Genomic DNA, 17763 nt, shown 5'->3' with positions numbered 1-17763 from the left:
AACTCCCCCGAAAGCGGACAAAGGTTCATGCAGCAAGGCAATGACTTTGCAAAGGACGGAGTGTTGCGTTCCCTCAGCCTGATGCGGATGCTCCACGGCCGTAACGCTCGGCGAGCGCGTTGAGCCCTACCGCGAACACGCCGTCGCCTATCACCGACTCCAGCTCCCGCGCGGTCTCCGGAGAACAGTCGAACATCGCCGTCCACACCACCGTGCAGTGCCGGTCGTCGCGCGGCACCACCTCCAGCACCGCTCGATGGTTGGTGATCGGAAACGGCGGATCCGGCATCGTGTACACGAGACGACGCGCCGACTCGTCCCGCTCCACCAGCCGCTCCACCAGCTCCTCCTCGGTACCCGCACCGAAGACGCGCTCCGCCCCCGGGGTGTGCGGGGATGCGCCGCGCAGGGTCGGCGCGCTGACCTGCGGATGCCAGCGGTGGATCGCGGAAAAGTCACCGACAAGAGTCCAGACGTCCGCGGCCGGAGCAGCCACCTCAACACTGCGTCGTAGGGTCGCCATGCCTCGAGTATTCGACACCCGAACGGCGGCATCCCGGAGGCGCGCCCAGCGACAGGACACCGCTTATCCGGCGTTTGCCCTAGTCACTCACGGTTAGAAGGACGCACACATCGTGGGCAGCCCATCGGTGACTGGATGTGGAGGGCGGTGGGCTGCCGTGCCGAGCCAACGAGGAGGGTGTCCCAGTGCTGTTTACGAGTGCTCCACTGGAGTCTGTCGCCGAAGCACAGCGGCGCGCCAAAAAACGGCTGCCCACGGCGGTCTACGCGTCACTCATCGCCGGGACAGAGAAAGGCCTCACACTCCACGACAACATCCAAGCGTTCGACGAGATCGGGTTGATCCCGCGTATCGCCGCGGACCTGCCCCCTCAACGGGAGATGAGCACCACCGTCATGGGGCAGGAGATCTCCTTCCCCGTCATCGTCTCCCCAGCGGGAGCCCAGGCCGTCGACCCCGGCGGGGAAGTGGCCGTGGCACGGGCCGCCGCAGCAGCGGGCACCGCGATCGGGCTCAGCTCGTTCGCGAGCATGCCGTTCGAAGACGTGGCTGCGGCCAACCCTAAAGCGTTCTTCCAGCTGTACTGGGTGGGAACCCGAGACGACATCGCGGAACGCGTGGAACACGCCCGCCAGGCCGGGGCGAAAGGACTCATCCTCACCCTGGACTGGTCGTTCGCCAGCCGCCGCGACTGGGGAAGCCCGACCATTCCGGAGCGGGTGACCCTCTCCACCCTGGTGGAGTTCCTTCCCATGGGGCTTTCCCGGCCGGGATGGGCGCTGCGGTTCCTGCTCGGCGGAATCCCCGACCTCAAAGCCCCCAACCTGCGGACCCGGGCCAAAGGCACCCCAACCTTCAAACAGGCGTACGTGGAATGGACGCAGACCCCGCTGCCCACCTGGGACGACGTGCGATGGCTGCGGGAGCTGTGGGGCGGCGAGTTCATGGTCAAAGGCGTCTTCTACCCCGACGACGCGCGGCGGGCCGTCGACTGCGGGGCCACAGCGATCTCCGTTTCCAACCACGGAGGCAACAACCTCGACGGTATCCCCGCCTCCCTGCGTGCGCTGCCTGCCGTAGTCGAAGCCGTGGGCGACCAGGTCGAAGTGCTGATGGACGGCGGGATCCGCCGCGGCAGCGACGTCGTCAAAGCCCTGGCCATGGGCGCGAAAGCCGTGCTTGTGGGCCGCGTATGGCTGTGGGGGCTTGCCGCCGGCGGAGAGGAAGGGGTCCGCCAGGTGCTGGAGATCCTGCGTTCCGGCATCGACGAGGCCCTCATCGGGCTGGGCCACAAGTCGATCCGCGAACTGAGCCCGAACGACCTGGTCATCCCGGAAGGGTTCACCATCCCCATGACGGATGGGAAAGTGCCGGCAGCCCGGAAAAAGAAGTAGTACCGCTCCGGCAGCAGCCCCACCGTCGCGACCGCACAGTCCGTGACTGCCCGCCGGTCTGCTCCCCTGCGGGAAACCGGCGGGCGACTGCGGGCGGAATCCGCGGTATGCCCGCCGCGGCCGCGCCGCGCGATCCCGCGTGACACCCCTAGGCCGAGCATGCTGCCGCGCGCCGACAACCGCGGCCGCGCTGCGGGGCGCTCGGTGGAAACCTTCGGCAATAGCCCCGACTACTACGGCTGAAACCGCACAAAAGGGGAAGAGGCGCACGCATGAAGGTCTGGAATATCAGCACTGGTACGAGCGGGGAAGGAAGCGGCGCGGTCACCATTGTCGAGGGGACCTCCTTCGCCATTTCGGCAGGCGACGGCAGCATGCTCCCCGACCACCCGCACGGAGTCTTCTACGACGACATCCGTATCGTGTCGAAATGGGAGTTCTCCGTCGACAACCAGGCGCTTGAGCCGCTCACCGTCATCGTCCACGACCAGCCCTACCAGGCCGTGTTCCTCGCCCGCGCCCGACGCGGCGGCAGAACCAGCAACACCATCTTCGTCGAACGGGAACGGCGGGTAGGCACCGGCATGCGCGAAGACATCACCCTGCGCAACATGGGCCGGGAACCCGCGGCCTGCACGGTAACCCTCGTCGTCGACGCGGACTTCGCCGACCTGTTCGAGGTGAAGAAAGGCGAACCCCAGAACGACGGCCACTACGTCTTCCGCAGCGAAGGCACCCGCATCATCGTGGAACGCTGGTGGCGCGGCATGCAGCGCGGCGTCATCATCCAGGCAGACGACGCCACCTCGGTCGCCCACGACCGGATCACCTTCCGCGCCGTCGTCCCCGAACGCGGCCAATGGTCGACCACCGTCCTGGTGCGTCCCGTCGTCGACGGGGAGGACCTGAGACCCCGCTTCCCGAAAGAGCAGCCGGTGGACGAGTCCGAGCCGGCCCGCCGGCTCCGGGAATGGCAGAGCAACACCCCGGTCGTCTCCACCGACAACGACGCGCTGCTCGCGGTCCTGCGTCGCAGCCAGCAGGATGTGGGCGCCCTCCGCATCTTCGACTCCCGGCACCCGCAGCGGTCCATCGTCGCCGCGGGAGCCCCCTGGTTCATGGCCCTGTTCGGACGGGACTCGCTGCTCACCGCCTACATGGCGCTGCCTCTCGACCCGTCACTCGCGCTCGGCACCCTGCAGACTCTTGCCGACCGGCAAGGAGTTGAAGAGAACATCCTGACCGAGGAAGAACCCGGCCGTATCCTGCACGAATCACGGTTGGGCAAGGAGAGCGGCCTCTGGCTGGGCGACGGCACCGTCTACTACGGCACCGCCGATGCGACCCCGCTGTTCGTCATCCTCCTCGGTGAACTGTCCCGGTGGGGCGCAGACCCAGCCGAGATCGAAAAACTGCTCCCCCACGCCGACCGCGCCCTGGAATGGATCGAACGCTACGGCGACCGCGACGGGGACGGGTTCGTGGAATACCGGCGGCGCACCGACCAGGGGCTGGTCAACCAGGGGTGGAAAGACTCGTGGGACGGTATCAACTTCGCTGACGGGCGGATCGCCGAAGCACCGATCGCCCTCTGCGAGGTGCAGGGCTACGTTTATGCTGCCTACCTCGCCCGCGCCTACCTGGCCCACCAGACAGGAGACGACCAACGTGCCCGGTACTGGACGGAACGGGCCGCCGACCTCAAAAAAGCGTTCAACGAACGGTTCTGGCAGCCGGAGCTCGGCTACTACGCCGTGGCGTTGGACCACGAGAAGAAACCGGTCGACGCGTGCACGTCGAACATGGGCCACTGCCTGTGGAGCGGCATCGTCGACGAGGACAAAGCGCCTTACGTGGCCGACCGGCTGCTCAGCCCGACCATGTTCTCCGGGTGGGGGATCCGCACCCTCGCCACCGATATGGGCGCCTACGACCCGGTGAGCTACCACAACGGGTCGGTATGGCCGCACGACAACGCGATCATCGCGTCCGGGCTCATGCGCTACGGCTTCACCGAGCACGCCCAGCGCGTCGCCACCGCCCTGTTCGAAGCAGCCGAACACTTCGGATACCGGCTCCCTGAACTGTTCTGCGGCTTCGACCGCACCGACTATCCCAAACCCGTGCCCTATCCCACTTCCTGCTCTCCGCAGGCTTGGGCGGCCGCAACACCGATCCACCTGCTGCGGACCCTGCTCCGCTTCGACCCGTGGGTGCCGCGCGGGGAACTGCGCCTCGCCCCCAGCCTGCCGCCGGGATACACCCGGCTGCGGATCGAACGCCTCCCCATTGCGGGAAGCCAATTGACCGTTGACGTCACCGGCGACGAGGTCTCAGTGGAGGGCCTGCCGGAAGGGCTGCGGCTCGTCTCAGAACCGCGTGAGCTGGACTCCCTGTCCTTGGTGGAGTGACCGGGAGGGATGCCGCCACGACCGGCTCGATATCCGTGTGGGAGTTGATCGGGTCATGGACCAAGCAACCACTCTCGAACGCCCCCGGCTGCGGCTCGCCCTGCTGGCACCGCCCTGGTACGAGATCCCGCCCGTCGCCTACGGAGGCGTCGAAGAGGTCATGGGGGAGCTCGCAGAGCAACTGGTCGCCCGTGGCCACGACGTGACCATTGTCGGAGTAGGGAGGAAAAGGACCCGGGCGAAGCTCCGGACGACCTACGACGAGCCGCAGGGCGAGCGGATCGGCGACCGCACCGTTGAGATCGCGCACGCCGCGGAAGCACAGCAGGTCATAGCGGAACTGCAACCGGACCTCGTGCACGACCACACGATGATCGGAGCGCTCACGGCAGCGGTCCGCCCGGCGCCCACTGTGGCGACCGTCCACTCGATCGTCACCCCGGACCTCGCCCGGTACTACCGGGCGGTGCGGGAGAGCGTGCAGCTTGTCGCGGTCTCCGATACCCAACGGCGGTTGGCGCCGGATCTGCCGTGGGCCGCGACCGTGCACAACGGGATCAACCCCTACCGGTTTCCGTTCCGCGCAGACAAAGAGGACTATGCGCTGGTGCTGGGCCGCAGCACCCCGGAGAAAGGGATCGATATCGCGATCCGCGCGGCCCGGGAGGCGGGGCGCCGACTGGTGATCGCGCTCAAACGCAGCCAGCCCGACGAGCGGGCCTACTTCGACGAAGTGATCCGCCCTCTGCTCGGGCCCACCACCGAATACGTGGGGGAGGTCTCCCAAGAGGAGAAGCTGACCCTGCTCGCTAGGGCCCGCTGCCTGCTCTTCCCGGTCCGCTGGGAAGAACCGTTCGGCATGGTGGCCGTAGAAGCAATGGCGTGCGGCACCCCGGTGGTTGGATTCAGCCGCGGAGGGATTCAGGAAACCGTGCGCGGCGGGGTCACCGGCGTGCTGGTTTCCCGGGAGGCCGAACTCGCCGCGGCAGTGGATCACGCCGCCCAGTTGGACCCCCACGCCTGCCGGGAGCACGTGCAGCGCAACTTCAGTGGGGAGACGATGGCGCGGAACTATGAACGGGCCTACTATTCCGTGCTTCACCTAAGAGCGGTGCCGCAGTTCTCCGGGGCCCGCTGACCGCACATTCCCCGGGGCCGTTGGGAAAGGTGTTTCTTGATCGGGATCCCCGGCAATGGCGCGGCCGCGCGCCCTCCGGTATCGAGAGGGCGTTTTTCTTGCAGCTAGTGCAAGGTCTACCAGGGAAAACGCTGTCTCTTTGCCACGGCGGGCCAGAAGAACAGCAGCACTATCGGCATCGGAGGAAACCCGCGGATGTCCCCGGAGGGTTTCGAGATACCTGCGCAGAAACCCGGCGGGCACCCGAAGGCTTGCGTGACATCAGCACAGGTCAAAGGGAGAGAGGGCGGGAGGAACACTTCTTCGGAGCGTGGTGGCCTGCTTTTCTCCTCCTATCTGAGCGGCGCGGGCGGGAACGGTTGGCGATGGGTTTCCTGTTCTCTTCGCGCGGCACCACGGGCGCGTTTCGGTCGAGGCCGGCAGAGCCAGCCACCCCGCAGCGGGGCGTCGCGGCCGGTCGCTTCCGCGTGGCTCTGGGCGCAGCCTGCCGCAGAAGAGCTAAAAGCGGTGTCCGGCATAGCGGTGATCAGGCCGTTGGAGATATGAAGGACTGCGCATTCCTTCTCGGCACGCAGTGCTGTCCCGGGAGGGCCGCCCTGGGAAGCGGGCGACGGCGGCAGGGAAGAGGGGACCCGGGCAGAAAGAAGTGGCAGGAAGGAGCTGTTTTTCCGTAAGGAGTCCGGCTGAAAGGATGTATTATTGACAGCCGTTGTCTTCTGAGTGTCAGGGTGAGACCGCACAGTGGTCGGCGACGTCCCCAGCAGGAACGAGTGCTAGCCGACAAGCCCCGTTATTCGCATTTGTGGACAACTCGGAAAACTGGCCGTTCCGCCGCGATTAGCGGTGGCAGCTCTGCGGTGAACGGATGCCTCAGTGTGTTTTCTTGCCTCGCTTCATTAGGTAAAATGAAGCTGGTTTTCTAAACGGAGGCCAAAGCGGCTCCTGATTCTATCGAAATCTTATAGAAAAGATAAAGATCGTAATACGAGGTGCCGCTTCTTCAGGAAAGACCTGACATTCTGTTGGAGTTATCCAGATAGCTTGTCTGGTTACCCGAAGTCTCTCTTACCCATGGATGGAGACCGTCCCTATGGCACAGAAGGTTCAGGTGCTTCTCATTGACGACCTCGATGGTGGCGAGGCCGAGGAGACGGTCTCGTTCGGACTCGACGGCTCCACCTACGAGATCGATCTCAGCAGCGACAACGCGGCAAAGCTCCGCGCGGCCCTCGCCCCGTACGTCGAAGTGGCCCGCCGGGCACCCGCGAAGCGCCCCGCCGCCCGGGGAAAGCAGCGCACCACCTCGGCCAAGGACCGCAGCGCCGAAATCCGGGCGTGGGCCAAGGCTGCGGGAAAGCAGATCAGCGACCGAGGCCGCATTCCTCAGGCGATCGTAGACGAATACTTCGCGACACAGCAGGGCTGATCCGCACCGCACCCGCGGATAGGACACGGTGAGGGCCGGGAGGCAGCGGCGGACGAACCGCTGCAGAAAGCTTCCCGGCCCTCGTGCTGTGCGCAGTGCAGATCAGGGTTTCGGGCGCAAGAGCACCGGTCGGCTCAGCGGATGGTTCATGAACACGGTCGGCGTCGGCGGGGCCTCACCGACCAGGGTGATGTCGGGGAAGCGCTCAAACAACGCGGGGAGCGCGATCAAGAGCTCCAAGCGGGCAAGCGCCGCCCCGAGACAGAGGTGGGCGCCGTGGCCGAACGCCAAATGGCGGGGCCTGGGGCGGGTGATGTCGAAACGGTCGGGGTCGTCATAGGCCTGCGGGTCCCGGTTGGCCGGGCCGAAGCCGATGAGCACGGCGTCCCCAGCCGGGATCGTGATGCCGTCGATCTCCACGTCCCGCGTGGTGTACAGGAACGGCAGCATGACCACCGCTGATTCGAAGCGCAGGCACTCCTCGATGGCGTTCTCCCACGACGCCTGACCGGTGCGGAGCAGGTGCAGCTGGTCGGGGTGGGTGAGCAGGAGCTGCACCGAGTTGCTGATCATGCCCATGGTGGTTTCGAACCCGCCGATGATGAGCAGCAGCGTGTTGTGGATCAGCTCGGTTTCGCTCAGCCGGTCGCCGTCCTCCGCACGCGCCTCGATCATCGCGCTGATCAGGCCGTCGTCCAAGTTCTTCCGTTTAGCCTCGATCAGCGAGGCGACGAAGGTGAACGCGTCGGCGTTGGCCTCAGGGTCCGTGCCGGAGAGGGTGCGCGTCACCAGCGTCTGCAACGTGAGGTGGTCTTCCTCGTTGAGGCCGAGCAGTTCGCTGATGACACGGATCGGCAGCGGGAAAGAATAGGCGGCTTTGAGGTCGACCACCCCGTCGCTCTCGGCCATCCGGTCGAGGAGCTCGTTCGTGATCTCCTCGATGCGCGGACGGAGGGCTTCGACGCGACGGCGGGTGAAAGCGGCTTGGACCAGGCCGCGCATGCGTTTGTGGTCCGCTCCGGAGCGGGCCAGCATGGATTCCACGCGCAGCATGTTGGCGACCGGATGGGTGGGGTCGACTTCGCCCGCCATCAGGGCGCGCCAGTTCCGCCAGCCGCGGACGAAGACCGATTCGTCAGCGAGGGCGTTGCGGAGCGGGGCGTCGTGGGTCAGCGCCCAGACTTCCAGGTTCCCGGGAAAAGCCACGCGTACCACCGGGCCTTTGTCGAGGAGTTCGCGTCGCTGCGCGGGGATGTCGACTCCTTTAGCCGGATCGAGGTAGACGGTGTGGGGTCGGCGGGACTGTCCCATTCAGTTCCTCCTGGGTTGCTGACGGGGGTAGGGGTGAAGCGGACAGGCAGCGACTCCAGGCCACGGACGGCTAGTGAAGGGCGCCAGCGCAACTGCTCGGGCGGAACAGCCAAGGCCACGTCAGGGAGCCGGCGGAGCAGCCGTTCCACGGCGGTTTCGGCAATCGCCAGAGCCATGTCTTGACCGCGGAGGGGACAACTGTGCGGGCCCACCCCCCAGGTCAGGTGGGCGCGGTTCGTGGACATCGTGTCCGTGTCGCTGTGCTGCGCCAGGTCGAGGCTGGCCGCGGCGAAGCCCAGCACGAGGCACTCTCCCGCCCGGATGGGAACCCCGGCCAGTTCCACGTCCCGGACGGGGTAGCGGCCGACGAGGGTTTGCAGCGGCGGGGTGGTCCACAGCGCCGTGTTGACGGCCTCGGAGATCAGCCCTGGCGAGGTGGTGAGTGCGGCGCGGCTCTCCGGGGTGGTGAGCAGCATCCGGATGGTGTTGCCGGTGAGGTGGGTGACCGGGTCGTCGGCTGCGGCGATGATCAGCAGCAGATTGTCGCGGACCTCGACGTCGCTGAGTCCTTGGGCGACGAGGACTGAAGCCAGGTCTTTGCCGGGGGTGCGGCGCCGCTTCCGGGCCAGCTCGGTGAGCATCTCCGCGATGCGCATGAGGGCGGGAAAAGCGTTGGGGCCCTCGTCCCACATGGCCTGCATCTCGAGGCAGATGCGCATGGTTTCGGCCGGTCCCAGGCCGAAGAGACGGGCGAGCACGGTGACGGTGAGCTGCCGGGTGTACTGGGTGACCAGGTCAGCTTTGCCGTGGAGGCAGAAGGCGTCGATGAGCTGGTCTGCTGCCGCGGTGATGTGCCCGGTGACCTGGCGCAGGCTCAGCGAGTCCAGAGCAGCGGTGAGCGCGGCGCGGTAGCGCTTGTGGTCGGCTCCGTCGGAGTACAGGGCGGACTGGTATTTGCCGTAGAGGACGCGGAGCGGGGAGCGTGGGCCGATCCGGCCGTTGGCCATGTCCGCCCAGCGGTCGGGGTCGCGCGCGTAGGTTTCGGCATCGCGCATCACTTCCCAATTGAGTCGCCACGACAGCAGGAGCCAGCCGTTGATGCCCGGCTCGAGCTCGACCGGCGCGATCTCCCCGTATTCGGCGAGCAATGCGGGCCACAGGGCGGTGGGGTCGGCAGCCTGGTAGAGGCGGATGGGTGGGGAGGGAGAGCGGGTCATAGCACTATTTCTCGGCGCGGATAGAAGGGGTGATGGGGAAAGTCGGTGTGCTCGTGGATACCGCGGGACGTTGTTGCGCGGTAGGCAGGGATACGGAAGCCGATTGGTGCGAGATGGTCTCTTTGTGAAGAACTCCTTACTGCGCTCCGGTCATTCGAATAATGGATCATAAGCCATGGAATGGTGAAAAGTGGGGAAATCAGAAGTTTTTCGCTGGAGTTTTCTCGTGATGCTCGATAGGGGTCGTTTCCGTGATTGTCTTTGTTGCACGATACGGGGAGAAAATGTGGTTGAAGAGTGCTGTTTGTCTGCTTTGCCCCTAAGTGCGAATTGATGCGTCCGAAAAATAGATAACGGAGTGTCCGGTGCCGTGGAAGGGGTGCCGCGGACGCGGTTCCCTCATGTTTGTGCAGGTCAACGCCGAATGAGTAGCGATCCCCGAGGTCGGGCAGCAGATCGCCGTCCGGCGAGAGTGGACGAAAGAAAAGGACCGTAGAGCGGTGTACAGGGCTATTCCCGCCGCTTATCCCACGGGAATGTCGCGGCGGAGCTCTTGCCGCCCGCTCCGTCAGCTTTCCGGTGCCTCCCGCCTCTCCGTTTTCTGCGTCAATGCCGACCAGCGGGAAAGCGTCCGCTGCCGAACCGCGATCCCCGAGGCAGTCGACCAGTCCGTCCGTACTCCCTATTCCCCGACGTGATGCGGACCGCGGAAACCCCTTCGAGAACACGGCCCTTTTTCCGACCCGTGGCGGGCCGCGAACAACGCAGAGCCCTGCACCACGACAGAAAGGTCTGTGAACCGGTTCCCCGGGCAGAAACTCCCTTGAAACACCGCGATACCACCGCCAGGATGCTGCTCGGCCGAACAGTCGCGCAGAGCTCCACCGCCACACACCTCCCGGCGGCACAGCACCCCCAGGAGAAAGGCCTGATGAAACACCAGAAGCACGCAGTGTGCCCCGAATGCGGGCAGAGACAGATCGCACGGGTGGTGTACGGGAGAGTGCCCGCCACCGACGAGATCAAGCAGGCCGTCGACGCCGGCGAGATCATCCTGGGCGGCTGCTTCAAGAGAGCGACAGAATGGCAGTGCACCGCCTGCGGAGCGGAATTCTTCGAACACCCGGCTAGCCTCGCCGACCGAACCTGAACCGTTCTGCCCGGGAGACCATCCCCGGCAGATATCGACAGGCGATACCAGGGCGCAACGATCACCCCGCCGTACGGGGACCAGCCCCGGGGAATCGTCAGCGCCCGGACCCTGCCGCCACCCTGAACAGGGAGACCCTATGGCCCGCCGCATCGACTACCTCAACGATCCGAATGCGCCGAAAGCCAACAGCATCGTGCCGTCCGTCAACATCGCTGTCCGGGACGACACGGGACGGCTGCTGCTGATCTGCCGCAGCGACAACGGCAACTGGGCGCTTCCCGGCGGAGCCGTAGACGTAGGGGAACGCCTCACCGAAGCCGGGGTCCGCGAAACCCTGGAAGAAACCGGGATCCGCTGCGCAATCACCGGGCTGGTCGGGATCTACACCGACCCGGGCCACGTCATCCACTACACCAGCAACAATGAGGTCCGCCAAGAGTTCTCTATCGTGCTGGCCGCCCGGGCTGTTGCGGGCGCCCCCACCCCCAGCAGCGAATCCACCCACGTGCGCTGGGTGGCACCGGACCAGATCGACCACTACCGGATCCACCCATCCATGCGGCTGCGGATCACCCACGCCCTCGAAGACCGCACCACCCCCTACCTCGGGTGAGGAGGCGGGCCAGCCCACCGCTGATCCTGCGGCCCTGAACCGGCCCGCCAAGCCCTGTCCCAGGGCGTCAGCCAGCGGTCACCCGGTGCCGAGCCGCTGACGCCACTCCGCCTCCTTCTGGAGGTACTCGTTGTCGGCGTAGTCAGCGAAGTCCTCCACTTCCTGCACGCGCCGCACCTCCAGCTCGGTGCCGGGGCCGAGCGGGGCACGACGCGCCCATTCAATGGCCTCCTCCCGGCTCGACGTCTGGATGATCCAGAAACCGTTGAACAGCTTCTCGGTGTCGCCGTACGGGCCGTCAGTGACCTGAGGGCTGTCGGTGCTGAAGTCCACCACAGCGCCTTCCTCCGGTTCGGCAAGCCCTTCACCAGCGACCAGCACACCGGCGTCGATCATCGACTCGTTGTACGCGCCCATCTCGTTGAGGATCTCTTCGAAGTCCCGGTTCGCGGCTTCCGCCATCGCCTGGTCAGTGGCGCGCATGATGAGCATGTGCTTCACGGTTCTCCCCCTGTCGGATTCGGGATCACTGTTGTTAACACCGCTACCCGACAGCGGGCGAATCACGGATGACAGCGGCGAAATTTTCCCGTCACGCCACAACGTTCCGGGTCTCCGCGGCGATCTGAAGATCCTCTCGCGCCGCAACCACGAAGACCCGGACGCGGGAACCGTCCCCGGTTACCTCGGCGTCCGGTTCCGCGCCCCGATCGGCGTCCTCATCCACGCGCACGCCGAGAAAACCGAGCCCAGCCGCCGCCCCGGAGCGCACCAGCGGCTGGTTCTCGCCCACACCCCCGGTGAACACCAGCGTGTCGAGGCCCCCCAACGCCGCGGCCATCGCCGCGATCTTGCTGCGCAGCCGGTACACGTAGACGTCGAGCGCCAAGCGCGCCGCGGCGTCACCCGCCTCAGCCTGTGCTACCACCGTCCGGATGTCGGCGGCTCCCCCCAGCCCGGCCAGCCCGCTGTAATAGGTGAGCCCGCGGTCCACCTCAGCAAAACTGAGCCGCCCGTCCCGCAGCAGCCACAGCACCAGGCCCGGGTCGACGTCCCCGGGACGGGTGGCCATCACCAGGCCCTCCAACGGGGTGAACCCCATAGTGGTGTCCACGCACTGCCCGTGGCGCACCGCGGCCAAGGACGCACCCGCGCCCAGATGGGCGGTCACCACCCGGCCCGGGTCGCCCCCCACCAGTTCGGCGGCCCGCCGGGACGCATACGCGTGCGACAAGCCGTGGAACCCGTAGCGGCGCAACTGGAACCGGTCCCGCCACGAGGCAGGCAGCGCATAAGTGGCCGCCACCTCCGGCACGGTGGTGTGGAACGTAGTGTCGAAGCACGCCACCTGCGGCACGCCAGGGAGCAGCGTGCGGAGCAGGTCGATCGCGGCCAGCGCCTGCGGCTGGTGCAGCGGAGCCAGTTCCACCAGCGCCTGGAGCTGCTGCAGCACAGTGTCGTCGACCCGCACCGCCGACCGGTAGACCGTCCCGCCGTGCACCACCCGGTGCCCCACCGCGTCGAAAGCACCGAGCTGCTCCAACGCCCCGGTCATCGCGTCCACCGGGATCGTGCCGTCGACGACAGGGAAGTCGCACCGGCCCAGCAGCGCGTCGTCCGAGCCTAGGAGCCGGAGTTTGACGCTCGTGGACCCGGTGTTGACGATGAGGACCCGCATCAGGGCTCCCACACCCAGTTGCGGATGTCCGGGGCGTCCTCCCCGTACTGGCGGGTGTAGGCGCGGCAGCGCAGCCGCTCGTCCTGCATGTGCTGGCGGAGCCCGGCTGCGCGCACCCCCAGCCCGGGCACCCGGTCGATCACGTCCATCACCAGGTGGAAGCGGTCCAAGTCATTGAGCATCACCATGTCGAACGGGGTGGTCGTCGTGCCTTCCTCCTTGTAGCCGCGCACATGCAGGTTGGGATGCCCGGCGCGGCGGTAGGTCAGCCGGTGGATCAGCCACGGGTAGCCGTGGAACGCGAAGATCACCGGCTTGTCCCGGGTGAACAAGGTGTCGTATTCGCGGTCGGTCATAGCGTGCGGATGCTCGCCTTCGTTGCTGAGCCGCATCAGGTCCACCACGTTGACCACACGCACCCGCAGCTCAGGCAGGTGGCGGCGGAGCAGGTCCGCTGCGGCCAGCGTCTCCAGGGTGGGCACGTCCCCCGCACAGGCCAGCACCACGTCAGGCTCTGCACCCTCGTCCGAGCTCGCCCACTCCCAGATCCCCGCGCCCCGCGTACAGTGCGCGATCGCCGCTTCCATCGGCAGGTAGGTGAGCTGCGGCTGCTTGCCGGCGATGACCACGTTGATGAAGTTCCGCGACCGCAGACAGTGGTCCATGGTGCACAGGAGCGTGTTGCAGTCCGGCGGGAGATAGACCCGGATGATCTCGGGTTTCTTGTTGACGACGTGGTCGATGAAGCCGGGGTCCTGGTGGCTGAACCCGTTGTGGTCCTGGCGCCACACGTGCGAGCTGAGCAGGTAATTCAGCGAAGAGATGGGACGCCGCCACGGCAGCTCGCGGCTCACCTTCAACCATTTGGCGTGCTGGTTGACCATCGAGTCCACGATGTGGATGAACGCCTCATAGGAGTTGAACAGGCCGTGCCGCCCGGTCAGCAGGTAGCCCTCCAGCCAGCCTTGGCAGAGCTGCTCGTTGAGGACCTCCATCACCCGCCCATCGGGGGAGAGCTGCTGGTCGACAGGGAGGCGTTCCGTGGTCCACGCCCGGTCAGTGGACTCGAAGACCGCGCCGAGCCGGTTGGACTGGGTCTCATCAGGGCCCATGATCCGGAAGTTGTGCGGGTTCGCGGCGACCACATCGCGGAGGAACCCGCCCAGTACCCGGGTGGCTTCCACCATGTCCACACCGGGGCGTTCTACCTCGACGGCGTAGTCCCGGAAGTCCGGCAGGAGGAGGTCACGCAGCAGCAGGCCCCCGTTGGCGTGCGGGCTGCTGCTGATCCGGCGGTCCGGCGGGGGCACCACCGCCGTGGTCTCCGGGCGGGGTGCGCCGTGCTCGTCGAACAGCTCCTCCGGACGGTAGCTGCGCAGCCACTCCTCCAACAGGCGCAAGTGCTCCGGGTTCTCCCGCGTGGCAGCAAGCGGCACCTGGTGGGAACGCCACGTGTCTTCCACGGGTTTTCCGTCCACGGCGCGGGGACCGGTCCAGCCTTTAGGGGTGCGCAGGATGATCATGGGCCAGCGCACGTTCGCGATGTCCCCGTCCTCCTGCCGGGCACGGAACCGGATCGTGTCGATGCGTTCCAGGCAGCTCGCGAGAGTCCCGGCCATCAACTGGTGGACCGTGTCCGGGTCGTCGCCCGCAACCACATGCGGTTCGTAGCCGTGCCCGCGCATCTGGGCCAGCAGGTCTTCCTCGGGGATGCGGGCCAGCACGGTCGGCCCGGCGATCTTGTAGCCGTTGAGGTGCAGGATCGGCAGGACTGCGCCGTCGCGCGCCGGGTTGAGGAAACGGATCGACTGCCAGCTTCCGGACAGGGCGCCGGTTTCGGCTTCACCGTCCCCGACGACCGCGGCGACAACCAGGTCGGGGTTGTCGAAGGCTGCACCGAAAGCGTGGGCGAGCGCGTAGCCGAGCTCGCCGCCTTCGTGGATGGAGCCGGGGGTCTCCGGGGCAGCGTGGCTGGGCACTCCGCCGGGGAAGGAGAACTGGCGGAACAGCCGGCGCATGCCTTCCGCGTTTCGGCCGACGTCCGGATAGATCTGCGAATAGACGCCGTCCAACCATGCTGTGGCGACGGGGGAAGGCCCGCCGTGCCCCGGGCCGACGATCCACATCATCTCCGTGCCGCGGCTGCGGATCTGGTGGTTGAGGTGGGCGTAGATGAAGTTGAGGCCGGGCGTGGTGCCCCAGTGGCCGAGCAGCCGCGGTTTGATGTGCTCGGGGACGAGCGGTTCGCGGAGCAGCGGATTGTCCTGGAGATAGATCTGGCCGACAGACAGATAGTTGGCGGCCCGCCAGTAGCGGTCGATCTCCTGGAGTTCGGTGACGGTGAGAGCCTGGCGGGGAACTGATTCGGTCGACGTCATGCCGCTTCCCTCGGGTCGGTGGACATCATCCACGTCCCCTACCGCCCCCACCGGCGTTCTATGCGGGATGCAACGTCCTTTGCGGAGGACTGCACGTTTCTCTTCGTGGAGTAGGCCGGGCAGCGGACGCCACCGGCAGGCACGGCCAAGGCACCGCCGAACCGTCTGCCTCAGGCTCGGTCCGTATCCCCGGTGAGGGGTTCACCCGGGGTGTCCCACCGCGCAGACGACGCTGACCGGGCAGGACAGTGGCCCTTCCCCCGCAAAGCAGCTATGCATGATTCTTGACAAGTGACCATCCAGTAGCGAATGCTCACCAAACATCTGTTTCCTCCCCTCCACGGAGCGTAGTCGTGAACGAATTCCTGCTTGTCCTCGCGGGTGGCGCCGTCAGCCTGGTGACGAGCGCCACCGTCACCTGGCTGCAAGGGCGCTACGCGCGCAAAGCTGAAACCCGCGCGGCCTCGCACACCGCCACCCGGCAGTTGACCAGACTGCTCATCGCGCAACGCGACGCCGCGGAAGAGGCTCCGTCCACCGCCGCCCTGGCCGAGGCGGAACTGCTCGCCGCGACCATCACGGCCCGCCGCCCCCGCGAAGCCGTCCAGGAAGTGATCCGGCTGCTCCGCGAATGCACCATGCCGGAGCTGGAACAGCTCAGCGGAGTCCCCGCCCAGCAGGCCCGGCAGCTGCTGTGCGACTACGGGCTGGCTGTGCTAGGCGCACACCTCCGCGGCGACCGGCTGCCGCAACCGCCCGAGACCGTGCGCAACATCCGCCGTGTCGAGGAGGAAGCGTTGAAGATCCGCGCCGGCGGTGTCTCCGAGGCTTCCGCCGAGAGTGCGGAGTCCGGAGCCGACGAACCCCCGGCAGAAACCGCCCCCAAGATCACTTCGCGTAAGGTGCGCACCAAACCGCGCACGACCCGGCGGGCAGCCGAGGCCGACCCCCTGGACTGACCCGGCTCCGCCGCAAGCCGTACAGAACGCCGCGGTGAAGGGGCACGGCCTCGGCCGCCGACAAGGCTCCGCCTCGACGTGGCGGGCGGCAGAGCAGCACCCCCGAACCGCACGATTTTTCCCGTTCCCTCGGCTACGGCGGCCAGGATAAGGGCACGTCACAGCGCTATCCGGCGCGGCATGGCCCCATCCCGCCTCCTTCGTCGACCTCCTCGTGCATCTTTCTGCCCGTGCCGGGCAGTCAGGGGGTATCCGGAAAATCCAGGAGGTCAGTATGGAAATCGGCGGCGGTTTCTTCGGCACGATCATCAGTGCCTTAGTGGTCGGTTTAATCATCGGGGCACTGGGACGCCTCATCGTCCCCGGCAAACAGGACATGCCGATCTGGTTGACGATCGTGATCGGCATCATCGCCGCACTGCTCGGCACCGCAATCATGGCGAGCTTCACCACGTCCTTCTGGCTCACCCTGATCGTGCAGGTGGTGCTGGCAGCGATCGGCGTCTACCTCATCTCCGCGATACGCGGCGGACGCCGCGGGCACAGTCCCGCCTGACAACCGGACCCTGCCCCCGACCGTTCCACGAGCCCGCACATCCGGTTGCGGGCTCCGCTGCTGTGGGAAGACCCCGCTGCTGCTCGCACCGGACACCACACCTGGAGCTAGCGGGGCCGTGGCCTCCCACAGCGCCCAGTCCTGGCAGCGTCCGCCGCAGCCGCGGCGCATGCGGGGGCATCCCCAGGCCGGGCAGGCGCCCATTGCCGCAAGGAGGCAGCCGTGCTGCCCCGCGACGCCCCATCAGGAACCGCAGCGCGGGCACCCCTGTCCCACGCAAGCACCAGCCCTGCGGATCCGCTGCCACCCGGCAGGCCTGTGTTGCTCTTTTGGGGCATGGGTGAGCCCACAGTAGACAAAAGACAAAAAGTAGGACGGGAATGCCGTTTCTGAGCGTCGTGAACTGATTACGGGGTAGCCGCACCCCATGATCCGGTGCGACGCCCAGGAATGGTGATGCCCATGAGCGATGACGCCCGAGGCCTAATCCAGGCGACGCGGACCTTTCCGGGAACGGCCGAGAACTGCGGCCGGGCGCGTTCTTGGGTCCGCTCTCTGCTCCTTGCATATCCGAGCATCCGCGACTCGGTGGAACTGGTGGTCAGCGAGCTCTTCACCAACGCGATCAGACACACGGCGTCCGGGGAGCCAGGCGGAGCGGTCCGGGTCACGGTACGGACCGAAGGCGACCCACCCGTCCTGCTGCGGTTGGAAATCACCGACGAAGGCCGACGCGAACCCATGCCCGCACAGGTAGCACGCGCCATGCTGCCGCCGGAGGACGCACAGAGCGGACGGGGCTTGTTCATCGCTTCAGCGCTCTCCTACGCGTGGGGGCGTCTTCCAGCCAGCAACGGGGAAGTCCACCCGGCCGCCCCCACCTTCCACCACCGACACGGGTCCATGATCACCTGGGCGGAATTCGCGCTCCGCCCGGAACTGCAAATGGCTGCCAGCCCGTGACCGGTGCTCTGCCGCTCCGCCCGCCGCTCCAGCACTGGGGGAC

General features: G+C 66.8%; 16 protein-coding genes. 10 read left to right on the top strand and 6 right to left on the bottom strand.

Annotation, left to right across the window (positions count from 1 at the left end):
• Positions 1 to 73: 73 nt before the first annotated feature.
• On the bottom strand, positions 74 to 523 hold the full coding sequence (locus tag CW348_RS09510; RefSeq protein WP_011293398.1) for an SRPBCC family protein: 450 nt from the start codon (positions 521 to 523) through the stop codon (positions 74 to 76).
• Positions 524 to 708: 185 nt separating this feature from the next.
• Here CW348_RS09510 and mftD point away from each other — a divergent pair, with 185 nt between their 5' ends.
• The 5 genes from mftD to CW348_RS09485 all read left to right on the top strand — a co-directional run bounded on the left by mftD (position 709) and on the right by CW348_RS09485 (position 6892).
• Entirely contained in the window at positions 709 to 1917 is a 1209-nt protein-coding gene (gene mftD, locus CW348_RS09505) for a pre-mycofactocin synthase MftD (protein ID WP_011293397.1), read from the top strand.
• 42 nt (positions 1918 to 1959) lie between these two features.
• The gene (locus CW348_RS09500) at positions 1960 to 2160 is read left to right on the top strand and encodes a hypothetical protein (protein ID WP_146088098.1); all 201 of its coding nucleotides are present in this window, start codon (positions 1960 to 1962) and stop codon (positions 2158 to 2160) included.
• Between the two features lie 29 nt (positions 2161 to 2189).
• Positions 2190 to 4328, top strand: coding sequence for a glycogen debranching N-terminal domain-containing protein (locus CW348_RS09495; RefSeq protein ID WP_011293396.1), 2139 nt, complete (start codon positions 2190 to 2192; stop codon positions 4326 to 4328).
• A gap of 55 nt (positions 4329 to 4383) precedes the next feature.
• The gene (locus CW348_RS09490; RefSeq protein WP_011293395.1) at positions 4384 to 5466 is read left to right on the top strand and encodes a glycosyltransferase family 4 protein; all 1083 of its coding nucleotides are present in this window, start codon (positions 4384 to 4386) and stop codon (positions 5464 to 5466) included.
• Between the two features lie 1090 nt (positions 5467 to 6556).
• A complete protein-coding gene (locus tag CW348_RS09485; protein ID WP_011293394.1) occupies positions 6557 to 6892 on the top strand; it encodes an Lsr2 family protein in 336 nt (111 codons plus the stop codon).
• 102 nt (positions 6893 to 6994) lie between these two features.
• Here CW348_RS09485 and CW348_RS09480 read toward each other — a convergent pair whose 3' ends face one another.
• Together CW348_RS09480 and CW348_RS09475 are read right to left on the bottom strand one after the other, a co-directional pair.
• Positions 6995 to 8098, bottom strand: coding sequence for a cytochrome P450 (locus CW348_RS09480; RefSeq protein ID WP_011293393.1), 1104 nt, complete (start codon positions 8096 to 8098; stop codon positions 6995 to 6997).
• Positions 8062 to 9420 carry a cytochrome P450 gene (locus tag CW348_RS09475; protein ID WP_104612679.1) on the bottom strand — a complete coding sequence of 453 codons (1359 nt, stop codon included), beginning with the start codon at positions 9418 to 9420 and terminating at the stop codon, positions 8062 to 8064. Before CW348_RS09475 ends, CW348_RS09480 begins: the two co-directional genes overlap by 37 nt.
• A gap of 931 nt (positions 9421 to 10351) precedes the next feature.
• Here CW348_RS09475 and CW348_RS09470 point away from each other — a divergent pair.
• Together CW348_RS09470 and CW348_RS09465 are read left to right on the top strand one after the other, a co-directional pair.
• The gene (locus tag CW348_RS09470) at positions 10352 to 10570 is read left to right on the top strand and encodes a hypothetical protein (RefSeq protein ID WP_287463488.1); all 219 of its coding nucleotides are present in this window, start codon (positions 10352 to 10354) and stop codon (positions 10568 to 10570) included.
• 139 nt (positions 10571 to 10709) lie between these two features.
• Positions 10710 to 11186: an NUDIX domain-containing protein gene (locus tag CW348_RS09465; protein ID WP_011293390.1), complete on the top strand. Its 477-nt coding sequence runs from the start codon at positions 10710 to 10712 to the stop codon at positions 11184 to 11186.
• Between the two features lie 78 nt (positions 11187 to 11264).
• On the opposite strand, the gene CW348_RS09460 is transcribed toward CW348_RS09465, so the two are convergent.
• The 3 genes from CW348_RS09460 to CW348_RS09450 all read right to left on the bottom strand — a co-directional run bounded on the left by CW348_RS09460 (position 11265) and on the right by CW348_RS09450 (position 15242).
• A complete protein-coding gene (locus CW348_RS09460; protein ID WP_011293389.1) occupies positions 11265 to 11687 on the bottom strand; it encodes a YciI family protein in 423 nt (140 codons plus the stop codon).
• A 91-nt stretch (positions 11688 to 11778) separates the two neighbouring features.
• On the bottom strand, positions 11779 to 12864 hold the full coding sequence (locus CW348_RS09455) for an acetate/propionate family kinase (RefSeq protein ID WP_011293388.1): 1086 nt from the start codon (positions 12862 to 12864) through the stop codon (positions 11779 to 11781).
• Positions 12864 to 15242: a phosphoketolase gene (locus CW348_RS09450; RefSeq protein WP_061783915.1), complete on the bottom strand. Its 2379-nt coding sequence runs from the start codon at positions 15240 to 15242 to the stop codon at positions 12864 to 12866. The genes CW348_RS09455 and CW348_RS09450 overlap by 1 nt, the downstream gene beginning before the upstream one ends.
• Positions 15243 to 15595: 353 nt before the next feature.
• Here CW348_RS09450 and CW348_RS09445 point away from each other — a divergent pair, with 353 nt between their 5' ends.
• The 3 genes from CW348_RS09445 to CW348_RS09435 all read left to right on the top strand — a co-directional run bounded on the left by CW348_RS09445 (position 15596) and on the right by CW348_RS09435 (position 17720).
• A complete protein-coding gene (locus CW348_RS09445; RefSeq protein ID WP_011293386.1) occupies positions 15596 to 16201 on the top strand; it encodes a hypothetical protein in 606 nt (201 codons plus the stop codon).
• Between the two features lie 274 nt (positions 16202 to 16475).
• On the top strand, positions 16476 to 16757 hold the full coding sequence (locus tag CW348_RS09440) for a GlsB/YeaQ/YmgE family stress response membrane protein (RefSeq protein WP_011293385.1): 282 nt from the start codon (positions 16476 to 16478) through the stop codon (positions 16755 to 16757).
• Positions 16758 to 17207: 450 nt separating this feature from the next.
• Entirely contained in the window at positions 17208 to 17720 is a 513-nt protein-coding gene (locus CW348_RS09435) for an ATP-binding protein (protein WP_324970214.1), read from the top strand.
• Positions 17721 to 17763 lie beyond the last annotated feature (43 nt).

Origin of the sequence: Thermobifida sp. (assembly GCF_017577275.1) — a bacterium.
In the GTDB taxonomy this organism is placed as follows: Bacteria; Actinomycetota; Actinomycetes; order Streptosporangiales; family Streptosporangiaceae; genus Thermobifida; species Thermobifida fusca.
Note: the sequence above shows the minus strand (reverse complement) of the source record. Positions and strands in the feature narration are given on the sequence as shown.

Coding starts and splice junctions, on each gene's coding strand:
- CW348_RS09510 (WP_011293398.1), bottom strand. CDS start 523: ATGGCGACCCTACGACGCAGTGTTGAGGTGGCTGCTCCGGCCGCGGAC.
- CW348_RS09495 (WP_011293396.1), top strand. CDS start 2,190: ATGAAGGTCTGGAATATCAGCACTGGTACGAGCGGGGAAGGAAGCGGC.
- CW348_RS09490 (WP_011293395.1), top strand. CDS start 4,384: ATGGACCAAGCAACCACTCTCGAACGCCCCCGGCTGCGGCTCGCCCTG.
- CW348_RS09485 (WP_011293394.1), top strand. CDS start 6,557: ATGGCACAGAAGGTTCAGGTGCTTCTCATTGACGACCTCGATGGTGGC.
- CW348_RS09475 (WP_104612679.1), bottom strand. CDS start 9,420: ATGACCCGCTCTCCCTCCCCACCCATCCGCCTCTACCAGGCTGCCGAC.
- CW348_RS09470 (WP_287463488.1), top strand. CDS start 10,352: ATGAAACACCAGAAGCACGCAGTGTGCCCCGAATGCGGGCAGAGACAG.
- CW348_RS09465 (WP_011293390.1), top strand. CDS start 10,710: ATGGCCCGCCGCATCGACTACCTCAACGATCCGAATGCGCCGAAAGCC.
- CW348_RS09455 (WP_011293388.1), bottom strand. CDS start 12,864: ATGCGGGTCCTCATCGTCAACACCGGGTCCACGAGCGTCAAACTCCGG.
- CW348_RS09450 (WP_061783915.1), bottom strand. CDS start 15,242: ATGACGTCGACCGAATCAGTTCCCCGCCAGGCTCTCACCGTCACCGAA.
- CW348_RS09440 (WP_011293385.1), top strand. CDS start 16,476: ATGGAAATCGGCGGCGGTTTCTTCGGCACGATCATCAGTGCCTTAGTG.
- CW348_RS09435 (WP_324970214.1), top strand. CDS start 17,208: ATGGTGATGCCCATGAGCGATGACGCCCGAGGCCTAATCCAGGCGACG.